We start from the raw sequence: 16,996 nt of genomic DNA, 5'->3' as shown, positions 1-16,996 counted from the left end.
CGGCTCCTTTCAATTTGCATCATATTTCTAGGTTAACAAATATCTTCCTATGTTTCTATAAAATATTAGTACTGTTTTTCCAGAACAGACGGTTAGGAAGAAAGTTCCCTATGTTACATATTATCTATCAATATGAAAATATTGTAAATTCAATAGTTTTAAAGTAAAATATTGGGGTACTTGAAATCGTTTGGTTGTATGTTCTTTTTATCGGTTGACCGGAAGAAAAGTTTAAGAGAAATGGATGATTATGTTGAAAAAGCTGGGAATTTGTTTATTATTAGTCGCTCTCTTCCTGGGGCTCTCACCTGACAACACCCGGGCAAAAGCCCAATCCACCTACATCGAGATGAAATACAACCATGTCCTTGCCTATCAAAAAGTCGGTGAAAAACTAAGGCCTTATATGATTTTAAATCCACATCATGCCTATAAACTCGAAGGCTCAGCAAGCCGGAACTGGTATAAGCTGAAGGTAGAAGGAGCCGACATCTATGTAGCGAAGATTCGAACCAAAAAAGCGTTGAAAGAACATGTCCAAGATCTGGATATGGACTATCAACCTACAAACAGGACCATTACACCGCATCAAGAGATACCGGTCTTTGTGAATGATTCAACAAATGACAAAGTATTTGCTCATTTATTAAAAGAAGTCACATACCCGGTGTTGTTTGAAAAAGATGATTTTTATGTCATTGATATAGCCGGTGTCAAAGGCTTTGCTTTAAAGTCGGCGGTGGATATAACGAAGGAAGAACTGGCATACACAAAAGCCGTTCCGGTTCTGATGTATCATCATTTATTAAAGAAAGCCGAGAATCAATTCCCGAACAATAATGTCATATTAAATGTAGAAAATTTTGAAGAACAGATGAAATACCTCGCTAGTCAAGGCTATAAAACGATTACGATCGATGAGTTGATCCGCTATATGAACGGAGAAATCCGCTTACCGAATAAATCGATCCTGATCACATTTGATGACGGCCACAAAACGAATTACTTATACGCCTATCCGATTTTAAAAAAATACAACATGCATGCGGCCGCCTTCATCATTACCAATCGGATCCAGCCTCAGCCCGCTGTTTTCGATCCATCCCGCCTGCAGTTTTTGAGTGTACAAGAAATGCAAGCCATGAGAGACGTATTTGAATTTGGCAGCCATACAAATGGCCTGCATAATTTAGAAGGAATGACTTCACAAGTGTTATTGAAGTCTCCAGAAGAATTGCTTGACGATTTCGGGACAAGCCGTGCGATTCTCCAAACTTCCTATTTTTGCTATCCATTTGGACAGTACAATGAACAAACGGTCTCCCTAGTGAAACAATCCGGCTATCAAGCGGCCTTTACCACTAAAACAGGCTATGCAGAACCACATGAATCGCTGTACGACATTGAACGCTTCGGGGTTTACCCTTATACGACAATGGAAGAGTTTAAAAGAATCGTAGGAGGCTTTAAATAAACGTTTGTTTAAACCAAAAAAGGCTGCCGCCAAACGTCTTTTCACGTCTGGCGGCAGCCTTTTTAATCTATGAATCCAACTTAAGTTCTTAACATCATCTATTGCTTGTTATCCTGTTTATATTCCTCTATTCTAACATCCTGAATAGACTCAAAAGGTTCTCGTATAAGCCTTCGACCAGGGAAATGGCCGAAGGCTTATGCATAAAGAATTGGACATGGGCGCTTTTGGCTCATGTCCAATTCTTTATGTGGATTTATATACTTATTGTAAAATCCGATAGAGGAACGCACTGAATTGTGCACGCGTTACCGCGTTTTGCGGGCGGAATGTGTTGTCTTCCTTATACCCTGTTGTAATGCCATTGGCAGCCAGGGCGGAAATTTCTTTAAATGCCCAAAAATCATTTGGCACATCTGCAAAATTTTGCGGAATGGTTCCCGTTAGATTGTAAGCACGGGTTAAAATGGCCGCCATCTGGGCTCTTGTTAACGTGCCGTTTGGATCGAATCTTCCATCTTGCTTCCCTGTTACAATTCCCATATTGGCAATCGTAGCGATAGCATCGTAGTAAAGATGATCTGTCGGGACATCCGAGAAGTTCGGGTTCGTCGGATGGGATGTATCCAGCTTCATGGCTTTTGCCAATAAGAGCGCAGCATGAGCGCGTTTTAATGATTGTTCCGGTTTGAAAGAGCCGTCCCCGTATCCTGTAATAACCCCAAGCTCTGTCCAATATTGAATCTCGTTGTAGGCCCAATGACTATTTGGCACATCTGTAAACAAAGGTTTCGCAAAAGATGTTTCGTTGCTGTAAACGGCTTGCAGCTGATCAAACGCAATCGCTCCTGTACCTTGCTTTTCAGGAGAAGCCTCCGCGACGTAAATCTGTTTAAATGTCAGCGGCAATACGGCATTAGCCGGAATAGGCGCTTGGACGTGCTTCCATCCTGTCCAGTTCAAGCCGCCTTCTTCTGTAAAGTTAATCGTATGTTCCGTACCGTTGCCATCCACGATTTTTCCGCGAAGCCAGTGGCCCTTGCCGTCTCCATGCACCCAAACACCCAGGCTCAATGGTTTACCTGCAATGGCCATCGGCTGATTTGCATTGGCATAAGCGGCTGCGATTTCTCCTTTTGCTGGTGTAAAGTCATATTGAAGCTTTAAGGCACCACTTCCTTCATTCATAACATCACTCGCTGCAATTGAAGCATTCGCTCGGGCAGCTGAACTGCTCCATTGGGAGACATCATCCAAATTGCTCACCGTAATTGGATCCCCCCCTACTGTAACCGGAATGGAAGCCGATATCGAATTAAAGGAAGCTGCAATGGTTCCTTTCTCTTTTGCATTGCCCGCTGTAAATAAACCGCTTGGTGAGATTGTTCCTGCATTACCCGAAACGGACCATTTTAGAACAGAAGGATTCAATGCAACGGTTTTGCCGTTTCCATCTACTCCTTTTACGCTAAGCTGTGCCGTGCTTCCTTCTCCAATCGGAAGAGAGCTTGGCTGGATGATGATTTGTTTAATCGTATCATTCACTGTTAATGGAAGCTTCGCCACAGCTTGTCCATATTTCACGACAATCGCGCCGCTCCCTGCTTTTGTTGCCGTAAAGGTCATGCCATTAAATGTACCCGCAAGATCCCCTTCTACAGACAGGGATACTTGGGCCGGATTGACCGCCAACACATTGTTATAACGGTCTAAAGCAGATTTGACGCTAACGGTAGTCGTGCCCCCCGAAGCGATAGCCGGAGCTGTAAGCGCCGCTTTTAACGTGACCGCTTCTCCCGCCGGTGCCGTACTTACGGCCTCAAGGGTCGTTGAAACCAACCGTTCATCAGGCTGTGATGGCGTGTTGGCCAATGTTGCGTAAATATCCCCGGGCTCGCGAACGGCCATCGTCGTAGAACCGCCTCCATCCAGGTTTAGGGCTCGGTCCGCTCCGAGGCTTACTAAATACTCGGCGAATTCTGATAGCGTCATCCCGCTCGCATACCCCCGCTGACGACCATCAGCGGTCACAAAAAAGACTTTGCTGCGATCTTTGTTGACCGCTACAGCCGTACGCGGATTGCGTTCTTTCGCACGCGAACTGTTCGGATCGATCGTCATGGATACTTTACCGTCTTTTACAAGCATCGGACCGCTTGCCAAAATGTACTGGGCATTTCTCCATTTTTGCTCCATATCAATCGTCAATTGAAGCTGTGTTCCCGGTTTGATTTGAGAACCAATGGCTGCAAGCGCTCCTCCCTGCAGGGATAGAACAAAACCATTTTTGGGAATAGTCGAATTCCCTACTCCATACGGCGTCACGGTTTGAACGGTTCCTGTAACGACCTCTCCGAACTTCAAGCCTTGATCAACCGGCTTTGAAGCATTCGTCACGACAATTTCCATTCCATATGTGTTCGTTCTTGTACTTTCATAGCTGAACTGAGGTGTGTAAAGAATCGCCTCATTCGTTCCGCGCGCCTTATTAATAGAAGAAATCGGAAGCTGCCCGCCTGGATATGTAACAGAGGACTGGTAAGCAAACTGATCAATCAACGGCTTTCCGTCACTCGCCATTCCAAACGCGGTCGGCACACTCATGTATTCATCGAAACCGCTTGAAATAACCCCTAAATTCATGATGGTATTATTGACGGCCAGCAAATAAGCGGGAAGATTGTTATCAAAATGAAAGAAGCCCGCATTGACCGCTCCTACAACTGAGTGACCCGGAGATGTATCCGCTTTTGCCTGTGAAGTGACAGTCGCTCGTTTTGTGAGCGGATCCGGGACCCCTACTTCCACTTTTGTATAAGGATCTGCCAAATTCATTTCCAATACACGGACTGCCTGCGGCGTGGAACCTCCATGACGAATGTCCTTGTATGTAACTCCCGGTGTGACTTGAATACGTTCATTGACCGTGCCGCTCGATACTTCAATCGCCTCAGCGGTTGTGGCATGCATGCCGCTCGCAACAACCTGGAAACCCAGCACCAGGGCAAGCAACGGTTTTTTCCAATTCATTTTCCCCCAACACTCCTTACTATTTTTCTACGAAAATATGAATGGCTTTTGTCAATACCTATCATATTTTGGAAATTGATGACTATTTTTCTCGTACTATTGTATAATACAATAAGATTCATAGGAAAGGATAGGGAAAAAAGGATGAAGCTTACTCAAAAGCTCACAATCAACTTAGCTGCCGCCATCATGCTTCTTTCCGGCTTTGCTTCCAGCGCTTATGGAGCTGAACCGATTGACGAAGTGCGGGATTATGTCGAAAACTTTTATGTCGATAAAGTCGATGACTCTGTTCTCCATCTCCCAACCATCGATGAAATGTTATCGAAATTAGATCCATACTCCACTCATTTCACCGCAGAAGAGTATCAACAGTTTATGAATGCCATCAACCAAAGTTACGTAGGAATCGGGATCGGACTTGATCAACAAGAACAGCAAACGGTCATCCCGACCGTTTATCCTGACTCTCCGGCAGACCGTGCGGGGCTGGAGGAAGGAGACATCATCGTTTTCATCGACGGGAAAACGACCCTTGGATTGACGATTGAAGAAATCGCCCAACTCCTTCAAGGAGAAGCGAACACAAAGGTTTCCCTTGCCATTCAACGCGGTGAAGAAACGAAATCATTTGAAGTGACACGAGAGGAAATTATCTTCCCGACCGTCATTGCCGAGCCTCTGGCGGGAAATGCGGGCTATATTTATATCGCCAGTTTTAACGAAGACACGGTACCCGAGCTGCAGCAAGCGTTAGCGGAGATGCCGGGTGTTGAACATTGGATTGTGGATTTACGTGATAATCCTGGCGGCTATGTCGATTCAGCGCTTGAAATGCTTGGAATGTTCCCGACCATTCGAACAGCTTTAATCGTAGAAAACAGAGGGAAGCGGGAATATTATCGGGCCATCCCGCAGCAAAGAAAATTTGCAGGTCCTGTCGCTCTTCTCACGAATGAAAACAGTGCCAGCTCATCCGAAATTGTGGCAGGAGCCTTAAAGGCAACGAACAATGCGACATTATACGGCCAAACCACATTTGGAAAAGGCTTAATGCAAAGCTTATTTGAACTGCAAAATGGAGATGTCTTAAAGCTTACGACTTATCGCTTCTATACTCCAAAGGGTGAAGTGATCCAGCAAACAGGGATTTCTCCTCACGTGAAAACAGACACTCCACTCGAGGACGCCCATGAAGCATGGCTGGAAGCGAAATATAAAACGTACAAAGAATGGCCAAATTTACAAGATGTAGAGCCGACGAAAAGCTTCACCGTCACGTTCCCTACAACCGTAAACGGCCGCTCATTGATCGGCAATAAAATTGAATTAATCGAATTGGGCGGACAAGCCGTTCCCATCAGCTTGAAGCAAACAAATCTTCGCCAAGTCACCATTCAACCGACAGAACCGTTAAAACCGCATGGAGAATATATGGTAGTCGTACATCCTGGATGGAAGACGTTTAAAGGGAAAGAAATGAAGAGCGGGAATATGGTGGAAGTGGCCGTTCAATAATATATAAATCCACATAAAATAGGGAACATGAGCAAAAACCGCCCATGTTCCCTATTTTACGCATAAGCGGCTGCCACTTCATTTTCTGATGCTTTAACAACGTTATCTATCAGCACCTGAAAGTTTGAAGCCGGTGTCCCTTCATTCGTACCAATTGTTGTGTCATTAAGAGCCTCACTGAATGTCAACACAATTCGGGAACCATCGGAAGCTACAACCGCACTGAGTATGGAAAGAAAAGAAGCACGTCAAAAAAAGGAGCATTTGCCGGGAAGCAGATGCTTTTTTGATTGCCCCTAATCAGTAATGAATCGGTGCAACCGATAGATTTCTTGATGACCACAGTCGTTAGGATGAGGATCGCGGATATCCGAGCAGAAGTTTGTCCATGCACATACCTTCCAGGTCCCATCATACCATTGTCCTCTAAAAGAAGAAGAAACATCGACAACTTTATAGTTATAAATTGACTTATAATAAGGGTTTTGAATAGCCCCATTGATTTGTTGAATAAAATGGTTTGTTTTTGAATAGTTAGGGTCATTTCCCTTATAAGGGTTATAAACAGTCATCACGTAAATTTCAGCATTTGAACAAATTCGATAACGAATCTCATACAAAATTTGCGGCCACTGTTTTCTAAACTCTTGTGCCCCTTTTCCAGCACACCCCTCATTAATATCCATATAATTGTTACTAGCACAAAAAATAAGATTACCGCCGCCTATACTTATTGTCACTAACTTTGACTAAAAAACTGCTGCTCGCGTTTCCGAATCAAACCTAAGCTGCCATAGTAATGTTTTGCTCGTCATTCCAGGCACTGCCCGATTACTAAGAAAAACCCTTCCAAATAATTCTTCAAGAAAATGACAAAGATACTGAACATATCCAAAATTATGTGTTCCACCCCACCCTGCTGCTATCGAATCTCCCAATGCAGCATATTGGAATGACGGTTGGGAACATGGCAAGTAAAAAGTCAAAGACCTCTCCTCCAATTTATTTGAATTAAACAATTATATTTATTTCGATTATCTTCAATATATACGTTATAAATAAAAGCCAGGCGGTCATCATGACTGCCTGGCTTTAAACATATTTATTCCAATGTTAATAAATATTAATCAAAGCATCTTGTTCTTGTGCAGAAAAGCCTGTTGAAGCATCTACCCAATAATCATGCCCTTCGCCTGTCACATTTGCTTTCCTTACGTCTTCTGAAAAGTGATTCGCTTTTACTACTTGATTCCTCAAGTTTTTATCGACTATATAGATCGATTTAGAAAATTCGACCTGACCAAAGAACGGCCATGCCAAATTTTCTAGACCTAAGCGGCTGGCACCCCCCTTGCGGGGTTGGCGCCAACCGCATAGGTGAACCCTTGAGGGCGAATTCAAGTTGTCTGGATCACCGATTGTGATGCCTCTTGATTGAATGAAGATGTGTCGAGTTATTAAGTGGAATATATATAATGCACGCAAACTGTTAAACGGATCAGGTAAAATTCCTTTATTTAATGTTTCCGCCATTCCTAATTGGGTTTTAGAATTTGCTCCAACTGCGACTCCTCCATCATGAAGATATGGGGCGGACCAATAAAGACCAATGAGACTAGGAACTTTATATCCTCAATGAAGCGGGCTGCACAACCTTTTGAACTAGCACCTGCTTATGTATATTTGGCTTCAGACGATTCCTCATATGTATCAGGACAAATTCTGCACGTAAATGGCGGAACCATTGTAAATGGATGAATGAATCTCAGGAGAAATCGTTTATTCGTTGCAAAATTCAGTGTTATAAATCTTTGAAAATACAGGTATATAAATTTGTCAAACTGGAAAACCTTCTAGTAGATATGTTATGCTAGCATCTCTACATACTATCTAAAAATAAAAGGGTGAGGTGTTTGAATATGAATAAAACGGAATTGATCAATGCTGTGGCAACACAAACAGAATTAACAAAGAAAGATGCGGCAAAAGCTGTGGATGCATTATTTGAAACGATCTCTACTACACTTGCTAACGAAGAAAAAATCCAATTAATCGGATTTGGAACGTTTGAAGTGCGTGAGCGTGCAGCTCGAACGGGGCGTAACCCGCAAACAGGTGAAGAAATGCAGATTCCCGCTTCCAAAGTTCCTGCTTTTAAACCAGGTAAGGAACTAAAAGAAGCTGTAAAATAAGCAATTAATAAAGAAAGCGCTAAGGAAGCTTTTGTGTTCTCCCTTAGCGCTTTTTTATGAGTAAGCGATAGCCTGATGTTTAATCACTTCGTTCGCACCGTTGTACGCCATACTGATTGCGCAGGCCATTCTTCTTTTTATTGTTGGAAATGCCACCATCGGTATCTTATTCCCTCTTTACAAACAGCTTTTTCAAGAGTATATTAGCTGAGGGAACTTTAAACTTTAAACTCAATCATATCTTGTATCGCTTAATCCATAAGGAGTGGGGGACCCAATCTTGTGCATAGTCACTTGGGGTGAATCCTTCTTAAGAAGGCAGGGCTACTCTCAAGGCCCGAATCCGACAGCTAACCTCGTAAGCGTTTGGAGAGAAGGTTTGCTTTGTGTTTTCTTAAAAAGAACACTGAGTAGCATCTCAGTGTTCTTTTTTGTGTTCCTTTACGATCAGTTTTCACTTTTTAGGAGGATTTATAGTGTTAGACATACCAATAGAGGGAATTAGTAAAATCAATAAAATAGTGACTGTCTGCATTCATTAATTAAGTCCTTAATAGACATACTATGGCCATTAAGAGTCTCATTTAATCTTCTTTTTTCGGTCTTAAAATGAATGGATTTATGTATACGGAGGTAAACGGCGTGAGTTATTCAATTTTAAAAAGAATATTAATTGGAAAACCTCTCAAAACCAGTCAATTAGGAGAACAAAAATTAAATAAATTAAAAGCCCTTGCCATTTTGTCGTCAGATGCACTTTCTTCTGTAGCTTATGGAACGGAACAAATTTTAATTGTGTTAGCGACGATTAGTCTGGTTGCATTTTGGTATTCCATTCCAATCGCGATTGGTGTGTTGGTGCTTTTAACCGCCTTGATTCTTTCATACCGGCAAATCATCCATGCCTATCCCCACGGCGGTGGCGCCTACATCGTTTCGAGGAGCAATCTGGGGGAAAATCCTGGACTCATTGCAGGGGGCTCGCTATTAGTTGACTATATTTTAACCGTAGCCGTGAGCGTTTCAGCCGGAACGGATGCCATTACATCCGCCTTTCCACAATTACATGAGCATAACGTGATGATTGCTTCTTTATTAGTTGTTTTTATTACCCTTTTGAATCTCAGGGGTGTAACAGAATCCGCATCCTTCCTTGCCTATCCTGTATATTTGTTTGTACTGGCATTGGTGCTTCTCATTGGCGCAGGAATATGGCAGATTTTAAGCGGACAAGTACCGGCTGATTTACATACACCTATCGGAACAGTCGTTCCCGGCATCAGTTTATTTTTATTACTCAAGGCTTTCTCATCTGGTTGTTCGGCTCTTACTGGAGTAGAAGCCATTTCGAATGCAGTCCCTAACTTTAAAGAACCGGCTGCCAAAAATGCCGCCAATACGTTAGTCATGATGGGGATCATCCTGGCGATTCTTTTTTCCGGCATTACGTTTTTAGCTTATTGGCTGGGAATCTCACCTAAAGCCGAGGAAACAGTGGTATCACAAATCGCTGCCGAAGTATTCGGAAGAAACATCCTATATTATTTTATTCAAGGGACGACGGCTCTTATTTTAGTCCTCGCCGCCAATACGGGCTTTTCAGCTTTTCCGTTACTAGCCGTTAATTTGGCATCAGACAAATATATCCCGCGAATGTTTTTGATACGCGGAGACAGACTCGGCTATTCAAACGGGATCGTCACACTTGGAATCGCGTCGATTTTACTTATTGTTGCCTTTAAAGGAGAAACAGAGCAATTAATTCCCTTGTACGCAGTCGGCGTATTTATTCCTTTCACCCTTTCGCAAACAGGCATGATTGTCAAATGGTTAAGAGAGAAGCCTGCCGGTTGGATGTACAGGTTGACCATTAATTTGATTGGAGCGTTGATTACTTTAACCGTCCTGATTATTTTCTTCACTACAAAGTTTTCTCAAGTTTGGTCTGTCCTGATTTTCTTGCCGGTGATTGTTTATATGTTCCATCGTATTAAAAACCATTATGAAGCCGTGGGGGAGCAGCTCAGAATTAAACCAGGTGAAGAACGTTTACAAATGGAAGGAAATGTCGTGATTGTCCCTGTTGCAGGGATTACGAAAGTGGTCGAAAATTCCTTGAACTATGCCCAGTTAATCGGGGATACAGTCATTGCTGTTTATGTCGCTTTTGACCGGGAAAGCGAGAAACGGATGGAGGAAAAGTGGAAGGAATGGAAGCCCGACATTCGTCTGGTGACACTACATTCCCAATATAGAAGTTTAATGAGGCCTCTTTCCCGATTTATCGATTTAGCTGAGGAAAAGGCCGCTGAAACCAACCATACCCTGACCGTGTTAATTCCTCAATTCATCACGAAAAAGAGGTGGCAGGATATATTGCATAATCAGTCAAGCTTGCTGTTAAGAGTCTATCTCCTCTATCAAAAAAATGTAATTGTCACGACAGTACCTTATCGATTTAAAAAATAAAACTAGCCCAAGGGCAGCAAAAAAGCCGTTTTAAAACGGCTTTTTTGCTTGCTTAAATATGGTCTACCCTTTTATCTCGCATCCTTTGTTCCATTCACGCCTCCGTCATTCGCTTAAACTTAACATTTTGATTGTACGATTTTCACCTAAAAACGCACTTCATCATAAAATAGAAAATACTTCTTAAGAATTCATTAAAAACATTCGGAATTTTGTTTACTATGAAATAGTATTGTTTTATAATCATATAAAAATACTCGGATTTAAATTAGGGGGACAACAAGATGAGTATCAGTATGACGGTTATGGGGTTAGTGGTAGGGGTTTTAGTAGGATTAACAGGGGTAGGAGGAGCAGCCCTTTTAACTCCCCTTTTAATAGCACTAGGTATCAATCCTTCTATCGCAGTAGGAACCGATCTTGCCTATAATTCCATTACAAAGCTATTCGGAGCAGCTCAACACTGGAAGCAAAATACCGTTAATGTTAAAATGGTGAAATATTTAGCATTGGGCAGTGCTCCTAGTGCAGCGATCGCGATTGGAACTCTTCATTTTTTTCCAACATTCCACCAGCATCAGGAGGAAATTATTAAACATGCCCTTGGATATGTCATGACCTTAGTAGCCGCTTCCATTATTATTCGAGTCTTTTTCGATAAGAAGATACGCCCTAATCGTTGGCAGATGCAGCCTCTTGAAGAAAAACGGGCACTAACCATTGCCATCGGCATTATCTTTGGTTTTATAGTCGGACTCACTTCCATTGGCTCTGGATCTTTATTTGCCATTGCCATGTTATATTTATACAGAATGAACACTTCTGAATTAGTAGGAACAGATATTGCACATGCCTTTTTGTTAGTAACGGTTGCAGGTATATTAAATGCCAGCTTTGGAAGTGTGGACTATATGCTGACAGCTAATTTGCTAATAGGATCCATCCCTGGAGTGCTGGTAGGCAGCAAGCTATCTACGAAAGTTTCCGCTAAGCCTCTCCAAACTGTAATGGCTGCGATCATTTTAATTAGTGGATTAAAGCTTATTTATTAAATAAGCTAGTGTTTGATAGATACTCATTCGTATAACGCCTCGCTTTTAACATGACATGATGGCTAAAAGGCAAAATAGCTTTATGTATATCCTCTACAGACTTAGTTAACACAACGATTCTTATGAGAAACGAAAAGGCCGGACTCATTTCAATCCGGCCTTTTCAGCATATTTCGAGCGGTGATGCGATCATTCACTATATTATTTACTTCGGGTAGTGACAGGCACGACTTCCCTTAAGGTGAGTGTACCGACAGTAGAAAGCGGCTCCGTAAAGAGAATCGTCACTTTATCTGCTGCCTTTACGTAGCTCAATCCTTTTACAGCTGGAGCCACTTCTTTAATTTCACCGCGTTGTGCCGCCAATGCGCGATAGACGAAAGAAGCAAACTGCGCACGGGAAAAATTTTCGTTTGGACGGTACAGCTCTACGTTTGTCACCCCGCTCTCGTAAAGGATTTCGATGTGATCACGGAATTGGGCTTCAATTTACGATAACTATTCACCATTCACGAAATCCCCCTCAATGTGTTAGATATTGGTAGAATTTTTACCATCAGGGGATATTTAACCTATTGAAAGGTAAATAAAACCTATTAAAGTAAAAATTTTTCAGTTTTTTAAGAAAAAGCTAGATTACTATATGAATCTTCCTAAAAAGAAAAGAGAGTTATCGTATTAAGCGATAACTCTCTCAATATATTCCAAGCACTTGGATTAATAAAAAGAGCCTATCAGCTCATAAGCTGGATAGACTCTTTCAAAATCTATTAATTAGCGAGTGGCAGTTACTTTTGTACCTTTAACAATTGCATTGCCGGCCGCATCTGTTGCATCAGCTGCGTCAAGTACTTTCACATCAACTGTACCAGTAGCAAGGTTAACATCTGTTACATTGATAACAAGTTGGTTCTTTTCTACTGATTTAGTGTAAGTGTCAGCTTTTGCTGCTTCTGTTGCATCAACACCATTAACTTTAACTTCAAAGTCAGAGAAGTCTAAGTCTTCAGCCGTGTCAACATTTTCGCTGAATGTAAGCACGATGTGGCTTCCATCAATCTTAGCTGAAGTTAATGCTGGAGCTTTGTTTTCTGTTACTGTAACAGTTGAGTTAACTGTATCCATAACATTTCCAGCTAAGTCTTGAACATCAGCAACTGTGAATACACTTGTTTTAGTTGTTTCTACAGAACCTTTTGGAAGTACAATTGTAGCAACTGTACGAGCAGAATTTAAGGAAATTTGTGTACCTTCTGGAAGGTTCGCTCCATCTAGCTTGTAGTTAGCTGCATCAGTTGCAGAACCTGCTACTGAACCACCTTTAACAGCTTCGCTGAATGTTACTTGGACAGTTCCGTTTTCTGCGCCTGCAGCTACTTGAGCTGTTGGTTTAGCAGTTTCTGCTGCATCTGCTACTTTGAAGTCGATTGCTTTCGCTGCATTTTCATTTTCACTGATTGTTGTGTCCGCAAATGCGCCTGCAGCAATGTGAAGTGTATAATCTCCATCTTCAGTAACATCTACAGAATTTAAAGCTACTGTAGCTTTCTTGTCAACAACTGTTACATCTGCATCTTCCACAGCATAACGAACGCCGTTTTTATCCATGATGTAAAGTTTAGCAGCGTCTTTCTCAGTTACTTCTTTGTTGAATGTAAGCTCTAAAGTGTTAGTTGCTGCTTTATATTCAGATTTTTCAACAGCAGGTTTTACTAAGTCTTTAGAGATTGTTACTTCTTGCTCAACTTTTGTACCTACGTTGTTTAAAGTATCTTTGTAGCCTTCTACAGTCACTTTTAATGTAGCTGTATCTTGACCTTCGCTGTAAATAGAAGGAGCAAAGTTTAATTCAAATTTGTTGGTTTCACCATCTACAGCAACAATAGCTGGAGTAACTGCAGTAGTACCTTTTACAACTTTAAGAGTGGATCCGTTCACTAATGCAGCAGCCAATTCTTTATTGAATTCTACTACAACAGTATCTTCATCTTTAGCTGTGATAGATTTCACTTGTGGAGCTACCACTTCTACAGAGTAAGCGAATGAACCAGAGTATAAGCTCATTTTGTTATTAACTAAATCTGCAGCTTCAGAAACAACTAAAGAGTAAGCTTTACCGTTTTCTAATGTTGGTAAGCCAGCTTTTTCAATAGTAACTGTTGCATCATCGTTAACAGTAATATAGTCAGCTGAGATGCTTTGACCGTTAATAACGATAGTAGGTACAGCTTCTGTATCTAAACGCTCGCTGAATGTTACTGTTACATCGCCGTTTTCTTCAGCTTTAGCAGATAAAACTGTTGGTTTTGCTTCATCAACGAAGAATAAAGGCATTACAGCTTTTTCTTCTAAAGACTTACCGTTTGCAAATTCAACATCTTGAACTTCTACAGTGTAAGCTGTTTTGTTAGTTAATAAGCCGCTTAATTTGACGATAGCAGTTTTTCCGTCTTCTTGTAATTCAACATCTGCTACTTCTTCTAAAGCTGAACCTTTTTTCACTGCATAGTTAGCAATTGTCTCAGCAGAATCTTCATCTACTTTTGAACTGAATACAACTTGGATTTCGTTAGCATTGATTGCTTTTACTTCTTTAACTTCTGGAGTTGCAGCTTCAACAACCACTTTCACAGTAGCTTTTTTGTCAGTACCTTCGATTGTACCTTCTACTGTTTGAGTTCCAACTTTAGAAGTGTCAACTGCATCCCACTTAACAGCTACGTCTTTCTTAGAACCGTTAGAGTATGTAACTTCTACAGTTTCAGGAAGTTCTGCTTTTTCACCTTCCATTACTTTCACGTCAGCTAATTTTTCAACGTCAGTGATTTCAAGTTTTTGTGCTTCTAAAATACGGTATACGAATGTAGCGAATTGAGCGCGGGAAACTGGCTCTAATGGACGGAAGTTGCCGTCAGCTACTTGAGTCACACCGTTTTCTACTAAGATTTCAATGTAGTCCTGGAAATCTGCATAAGCTGTGTTTAAGTCTTTTAAGTTATTTTCGAAAGCATCGCTATGCTCTAAGTTGAACGCTTCAACTAATACTTTCGCCATTTGTTGGCGAGTGATTTCTTTGTTAGGCAATAATTGACCGTTAGCGCCAGTCATTGCACCAGCTGTGAATACTTCGTAAGCCGCTTTTACTAACTCTTCGTCAGCAGTTGCAGGTACGTCAGTGAATACTTGTTCCACTTTACCTTCGCCTTCGATTGTACGAGCGATCATTTTTGCAGCTTGGCCGCGAGTGATCGATTTGCCTGGTTTGAACGTTCCATCTGGATAACCGTTGATGATACCAGTTTCAGATAAAGCATCGATAGCTTTGGCATGGACAGAGTTAGCATCCACATCAGAGAATGAAGCTGCGCTTGCAACTGGAGCGATCGCGCTTGCTACAACAGCAGCGGATACTGTACCAGCGATAAATTTACGGTAGTTCGTAGACATAATTAAAAAATCCCCCTAAATAAAATATCTCATATCTTGCTAGATATTAGCTGTATTTGTCGATTAATGTCGAAAGATATCATTTGTCCCAATCGAGGAACTCGTTGACTCACTTTCTATTAAAATACTATCATGGAATTATAGGGAAAAAAAGAGGTTATTATTGTATGGATTACCATGTTTATGATATATTAATAAATTATGGTAATTGATAGTTCTAAAATAGTGGTATATTGCTTCATTTTTGGATAATTAAACCCATTAAATTGTAAAAAAAATGCGTGATTGGAAATCAATCACGCATTTTTCATTCTTTTTACGGAGTAAAATAGTTTTGATCATAATAAGGGACGTTACTCCCATTGAACGCTACTCCTACACCAAGATATGTCCATTTGGGCTGTAAGATATTCTTCCGATGACCTAGTGAATTCATTAATGCCTCATGAGCAAAAATACTGCTGAATTGCCCCATGGCAATGTTTTCCCCTGCCATCGAATACTGAATCCCATCCCGGTCCATGCGCTGGAATGGAGATAATCCCTGTAAATTTTGATGGCTGAAATAATCATTTTTCGCCATATCTGCACTATGCTTTCGGGCCGTATTGGAAATTGGATCATGCCACTTCAAGATAGACAAACCGTTTTTGGCTCTTGTCGCATTCACTAAATCGAATAATTGCCATTCAAAGCTTTGGCGAAGGGAGTCGCTTGCCATACCGTAGAAGCCGTTCTTTCTATCTTCTACACTTTTCTCAGTAAGCTGAACTGCCGTCACGTTCTGTGAATTATGTAAATCGTAGAAGAACGTGACATAAAAGTTTTGGATCAGATACATATCATATTCATCATCTTCAACCACATAGCTTGTTCCATTTTTTTGAATGGTTTTGAGCGGAATCCCGTAAGCCTGGCGAACAGCCGATTTAGGGGAACCGATTTTGATTCCTTTGACTGTGCTGAACACGTTTTGGTCTGTATACAAAGCTGCTACCTTGCCATTTAAATAACCTGTCATAAAAAACTGCTGGTAGTTTTGATGATAGGTGTTCCATACGATTCCGTATTCGTTGATTCCTTTTCGCTTCGGTGCTCCGAATGAAGCTTCAACTTGTGATTGAGCTTCTCCAATCGTAATACCGTTTACTGCAAAGTCTTTCGATTGTGGAGCAACAGGTCGTTGAACGATTTTTAAGCTTTCAGGAAGACCGCTTGCATGGAAGCGATACAGCATCGTCACACCTTGAGCTCGTGTGAGGGAAGCATTCGGATGAAAAGACTCGTACGTTTTTGGATATGTTCCCTGCTTGGTTTGATATCCAGTGGAGATTTGATGGTCGTACATCCATTTTACGGCCTGTTCTTCGGTCATGACCTTACCTGTTACAGCCTGAGCCAGTATCAAAGCTGTATCCCCGCGTCGAATCGGGACATTGGCTTTCGCTATTCCTTTTACAGGAAGATGGTAACGTTCCGCAACTTGATACGCGGTAGACCAGTGATTAGCGCTTAAAGGAGTGTCCCCCAATTCTTTCGGTGCAAGATAACGGAGCAGCATGGTTAAATATTGACCTTCTGTTAATACCTGATAAGGTTTCAACAAATGCTCATTTACATACCCTCTCATCACCCCTTGTTCAACAGCCCATGTGGCAGGCTGAGCCCAATACGCCTTCTCGTTGAAGTCATGATAAGCAGTAATACTAGGGCTAACACCATATGAATGATTACTTGTAAAATTCAAGAGAACTGCCATCATCACAACGAGGGTTATGATTCGTTTCATTTTATCTCACCCCTTGCTCTAGTTA

At 41.6% G+C, this 16,996-nt stretch carries 13 protein-coding genes, 1 pseudogene and 1 riboswitch; of the genes and pseudogenes, 6 read left to right on the top strand and 8 right to left on the bottom strand.

Annotated elements, in window-relative coordinates; all coding sequences use genetic code 11:
- The first annotated feature begins 244 nt into the window (after positions 1-244).
- Positions 245-1,474: a polysaccharide deacetylase family protein gene (locus ACFOU2_RS24380; RefSeq protein ID WP_377918922.1), complete on the top strand. Its 1,230-nt coding sequence runs from the start codon at positions 245-247 to the stop codon at positions 1,472-1,474.
- 264 nt (positions 1,475-1,738) lie between these two features.
- Here the strand turns inward: ACFOU2_RS24380 and ACFOU2_RS24375 are convergent, their stop codons facing one another.
- On the bottom strand, positions 1,739-4,504 hold the full coding sequence (locus tag ACFOU2_RS24375; protein WP_377918921.1) for an S-layer homology domain-containing protein: 2,766 nt from the start codon (positions 4,502-4,504) through the stop codon (positions 1,739-1,741).
- Positions 4,505-4,648: 144 nt separating this feature from the next.
- Here ACFOU2_RS24375 and ACFOU2_RS24370 point away from each other — a divergent pair, with 144 nt between their 5' ends.
- A complete protein-coding gene (locus ACFOU2_RS24370) occupies positions 4,649-6,022 on the top strand; it encodes a S41 family peptidase (RefSeq protein WP_377918920.1) in 1,374 nt (457 codons plus the stop codon).
- Positions 6,023-6,078: 56 nt separating this feature from the next.
- On the opposite strand, the gene ACFOU2_RS24365 is transcribed toward ACFOU2_RS24370, so the two are convergent.
- The 4 genes from ACFOU2_RS24365 to ACFOU2_RS24350 form a co-directional block, all read right to left on the bottom strand.
- Positions 6,079-6,213 carry a hypothetical protein gene (locus ACFOU2_RS24365; protein WP_377918919.1) on the bottom strand — a complete coding sequence of 45 codons (135 nt, stop codon included), beginning with the start codon at positions 6,211-6,213 and terminating at the stop codon, positions 6,079-6,081.
- Positions 6,214-6,318: 105 nt separating this feature from the next.
- Positions 6,319-6,708, bottom strand: coding sequence for a hypothetical protein (locus ACFOU2_RS24360; RefSeq protein WP_377918918.1), 390 nt, complete (start codon positions 6,706-6,708; stop codon positions 6,319-6,321).
- 63 nt (positions 6,709-6,771) lie between these two features.
- Entirely contained in the window at positions 6,772-6,960 is a 189-nt protein-coding gene (locus ACFOU2_RS24355) for an SGNH/GDSL hydrolase family protein (protein WP_377919174.1), read from the bottom strand.
- Positions 6,961-7,135: 175 nt separating this feature from the next.
- Entirely contained in the window at positions 7,136-7,555 is a 420-nt protein-coding gene (locus tag ACFOU2_RS24350; RefSeq protein ID WP_377918917.1) for a hypothetical protein, read from the bottom strand.
- 102 nt (positions 7,556-7,657) lie between these two features.
- On the opposite strand from ACFOU2_RS24350, the pseudogene ACFOU2_RS24345 reads away from it, so the two are divergent.
- The 4 genes and pseudogenes from ACFOU2_RS24345 to ACFOU2_RS24330 form a co-directional block, all read left to right on the top strand.
- Positions 7,658-7,780: pseudogene (locus tag ACFOU2_RS24345) on the top strand (SDR family oxidoreductase); the annotation flags it as partial.
- A gap of 161 nt (positions 7,781-7,941) precedes the next feature.
- Positions 7,942-8,214, top strand: a complete 273-nt coding sequence (locus ACFOU2_RS24340; protein WP_377918916.1) for an HU family DNA-binding protein — start codon at positions 7,942-7,944, stop codon at positions 8,212-8,214.
- A gap of 238 nt (positions 8,215-8,452) precedes the next feature.
- A riboswitch (cyclic di-AMP (ydaO/yuaA leader) is annotated at positions 8,453-8,593 on the top strand.
- Positions 8,594-8,856: 263 nt separating this feature from the next.
- A complete protein-coding gene (locus tag ACFOU2_RS24335; protein ID WP_377918915.1) occupies positions 8,857-10,683 on the top strand; it encodes an APC family permease in 1,827 nt (608 codons plus the stop codon).
- Positions 10,684-10,967: 284 nt separating this feature from the next.
- A complete protein-coding gene (locus ACFOU2_RS24330; RefSeq protein ID WP_377918914.1) occupies positions 10,968-11,735 on the top strand; it encodes a sulfite exporter TauE/SafE family protein in 768 nt (255 codons plus the stop codon).
- Positions 11,736-11,936: 201 nt separating this feature from the next.
- On the opposite strand, the gene ACFOU2_RS24325 is transcribed toward ACFOU2_RS24330, so the two are convergent.
- The 3 genes from ACFOU2_RS24325 to ACFOU2_RS24315 form a co-directional block, all read right to left on the bottom strand.
- The gene (locus tag ACFOU2_RS24325) at positions 11,937-12,176 is read right to left on the bottom strand and encodes a hypothetical protein (RefSeq protein WP_377918913.1); all 240 of its coding nucleotides are present in this window, start codon (positions 12,174-12,176) and stop codon (positions 11,937-11,939) included.
- 333 nt (positions 12,177-12,509) lie between these two features.
- Positions 12,510-15,182, bottom strand: coding sequence for an S-layer homology domain-containing protein (locus ACFOU2_RS24320; protein WP_377918912.1), 2,673 nt, complete (start codon positions 15,180-15,182; stop codon positions 12,510-12,512).
- Between the two features lie 316 nt (positions 15,183-15,498).
- Positions 15,499-16,971, bottom strand: a complete 1,473-nt coding sequence (locus tag ACFOU2_RS24315; RefSeq protein WP_377918911.1) for a CAP domain-containing protein — start codon at positions 16,969-16,971, stop codon at positions 15,499-15,501.
- Between the last annotated feature and the right edge of the window lie 25 nt (positions 16,972-16,996).

It is taken from the genome of Bacillus songklensis, assembly GCF_042649685.1.
In the GTDB taxonomy this organism is placed as follows: Bacteria; Bacillota; Bacilli; order Bacillales; family Bacillaceae_H; genus Bacillus_BA; species Bacillus_BA songklensis.
The sequence above is the reverse complement of the archived record's forward strand: the minus strand, read 5'-3'. Positions and strand labels throughout refer to the sequence as shown.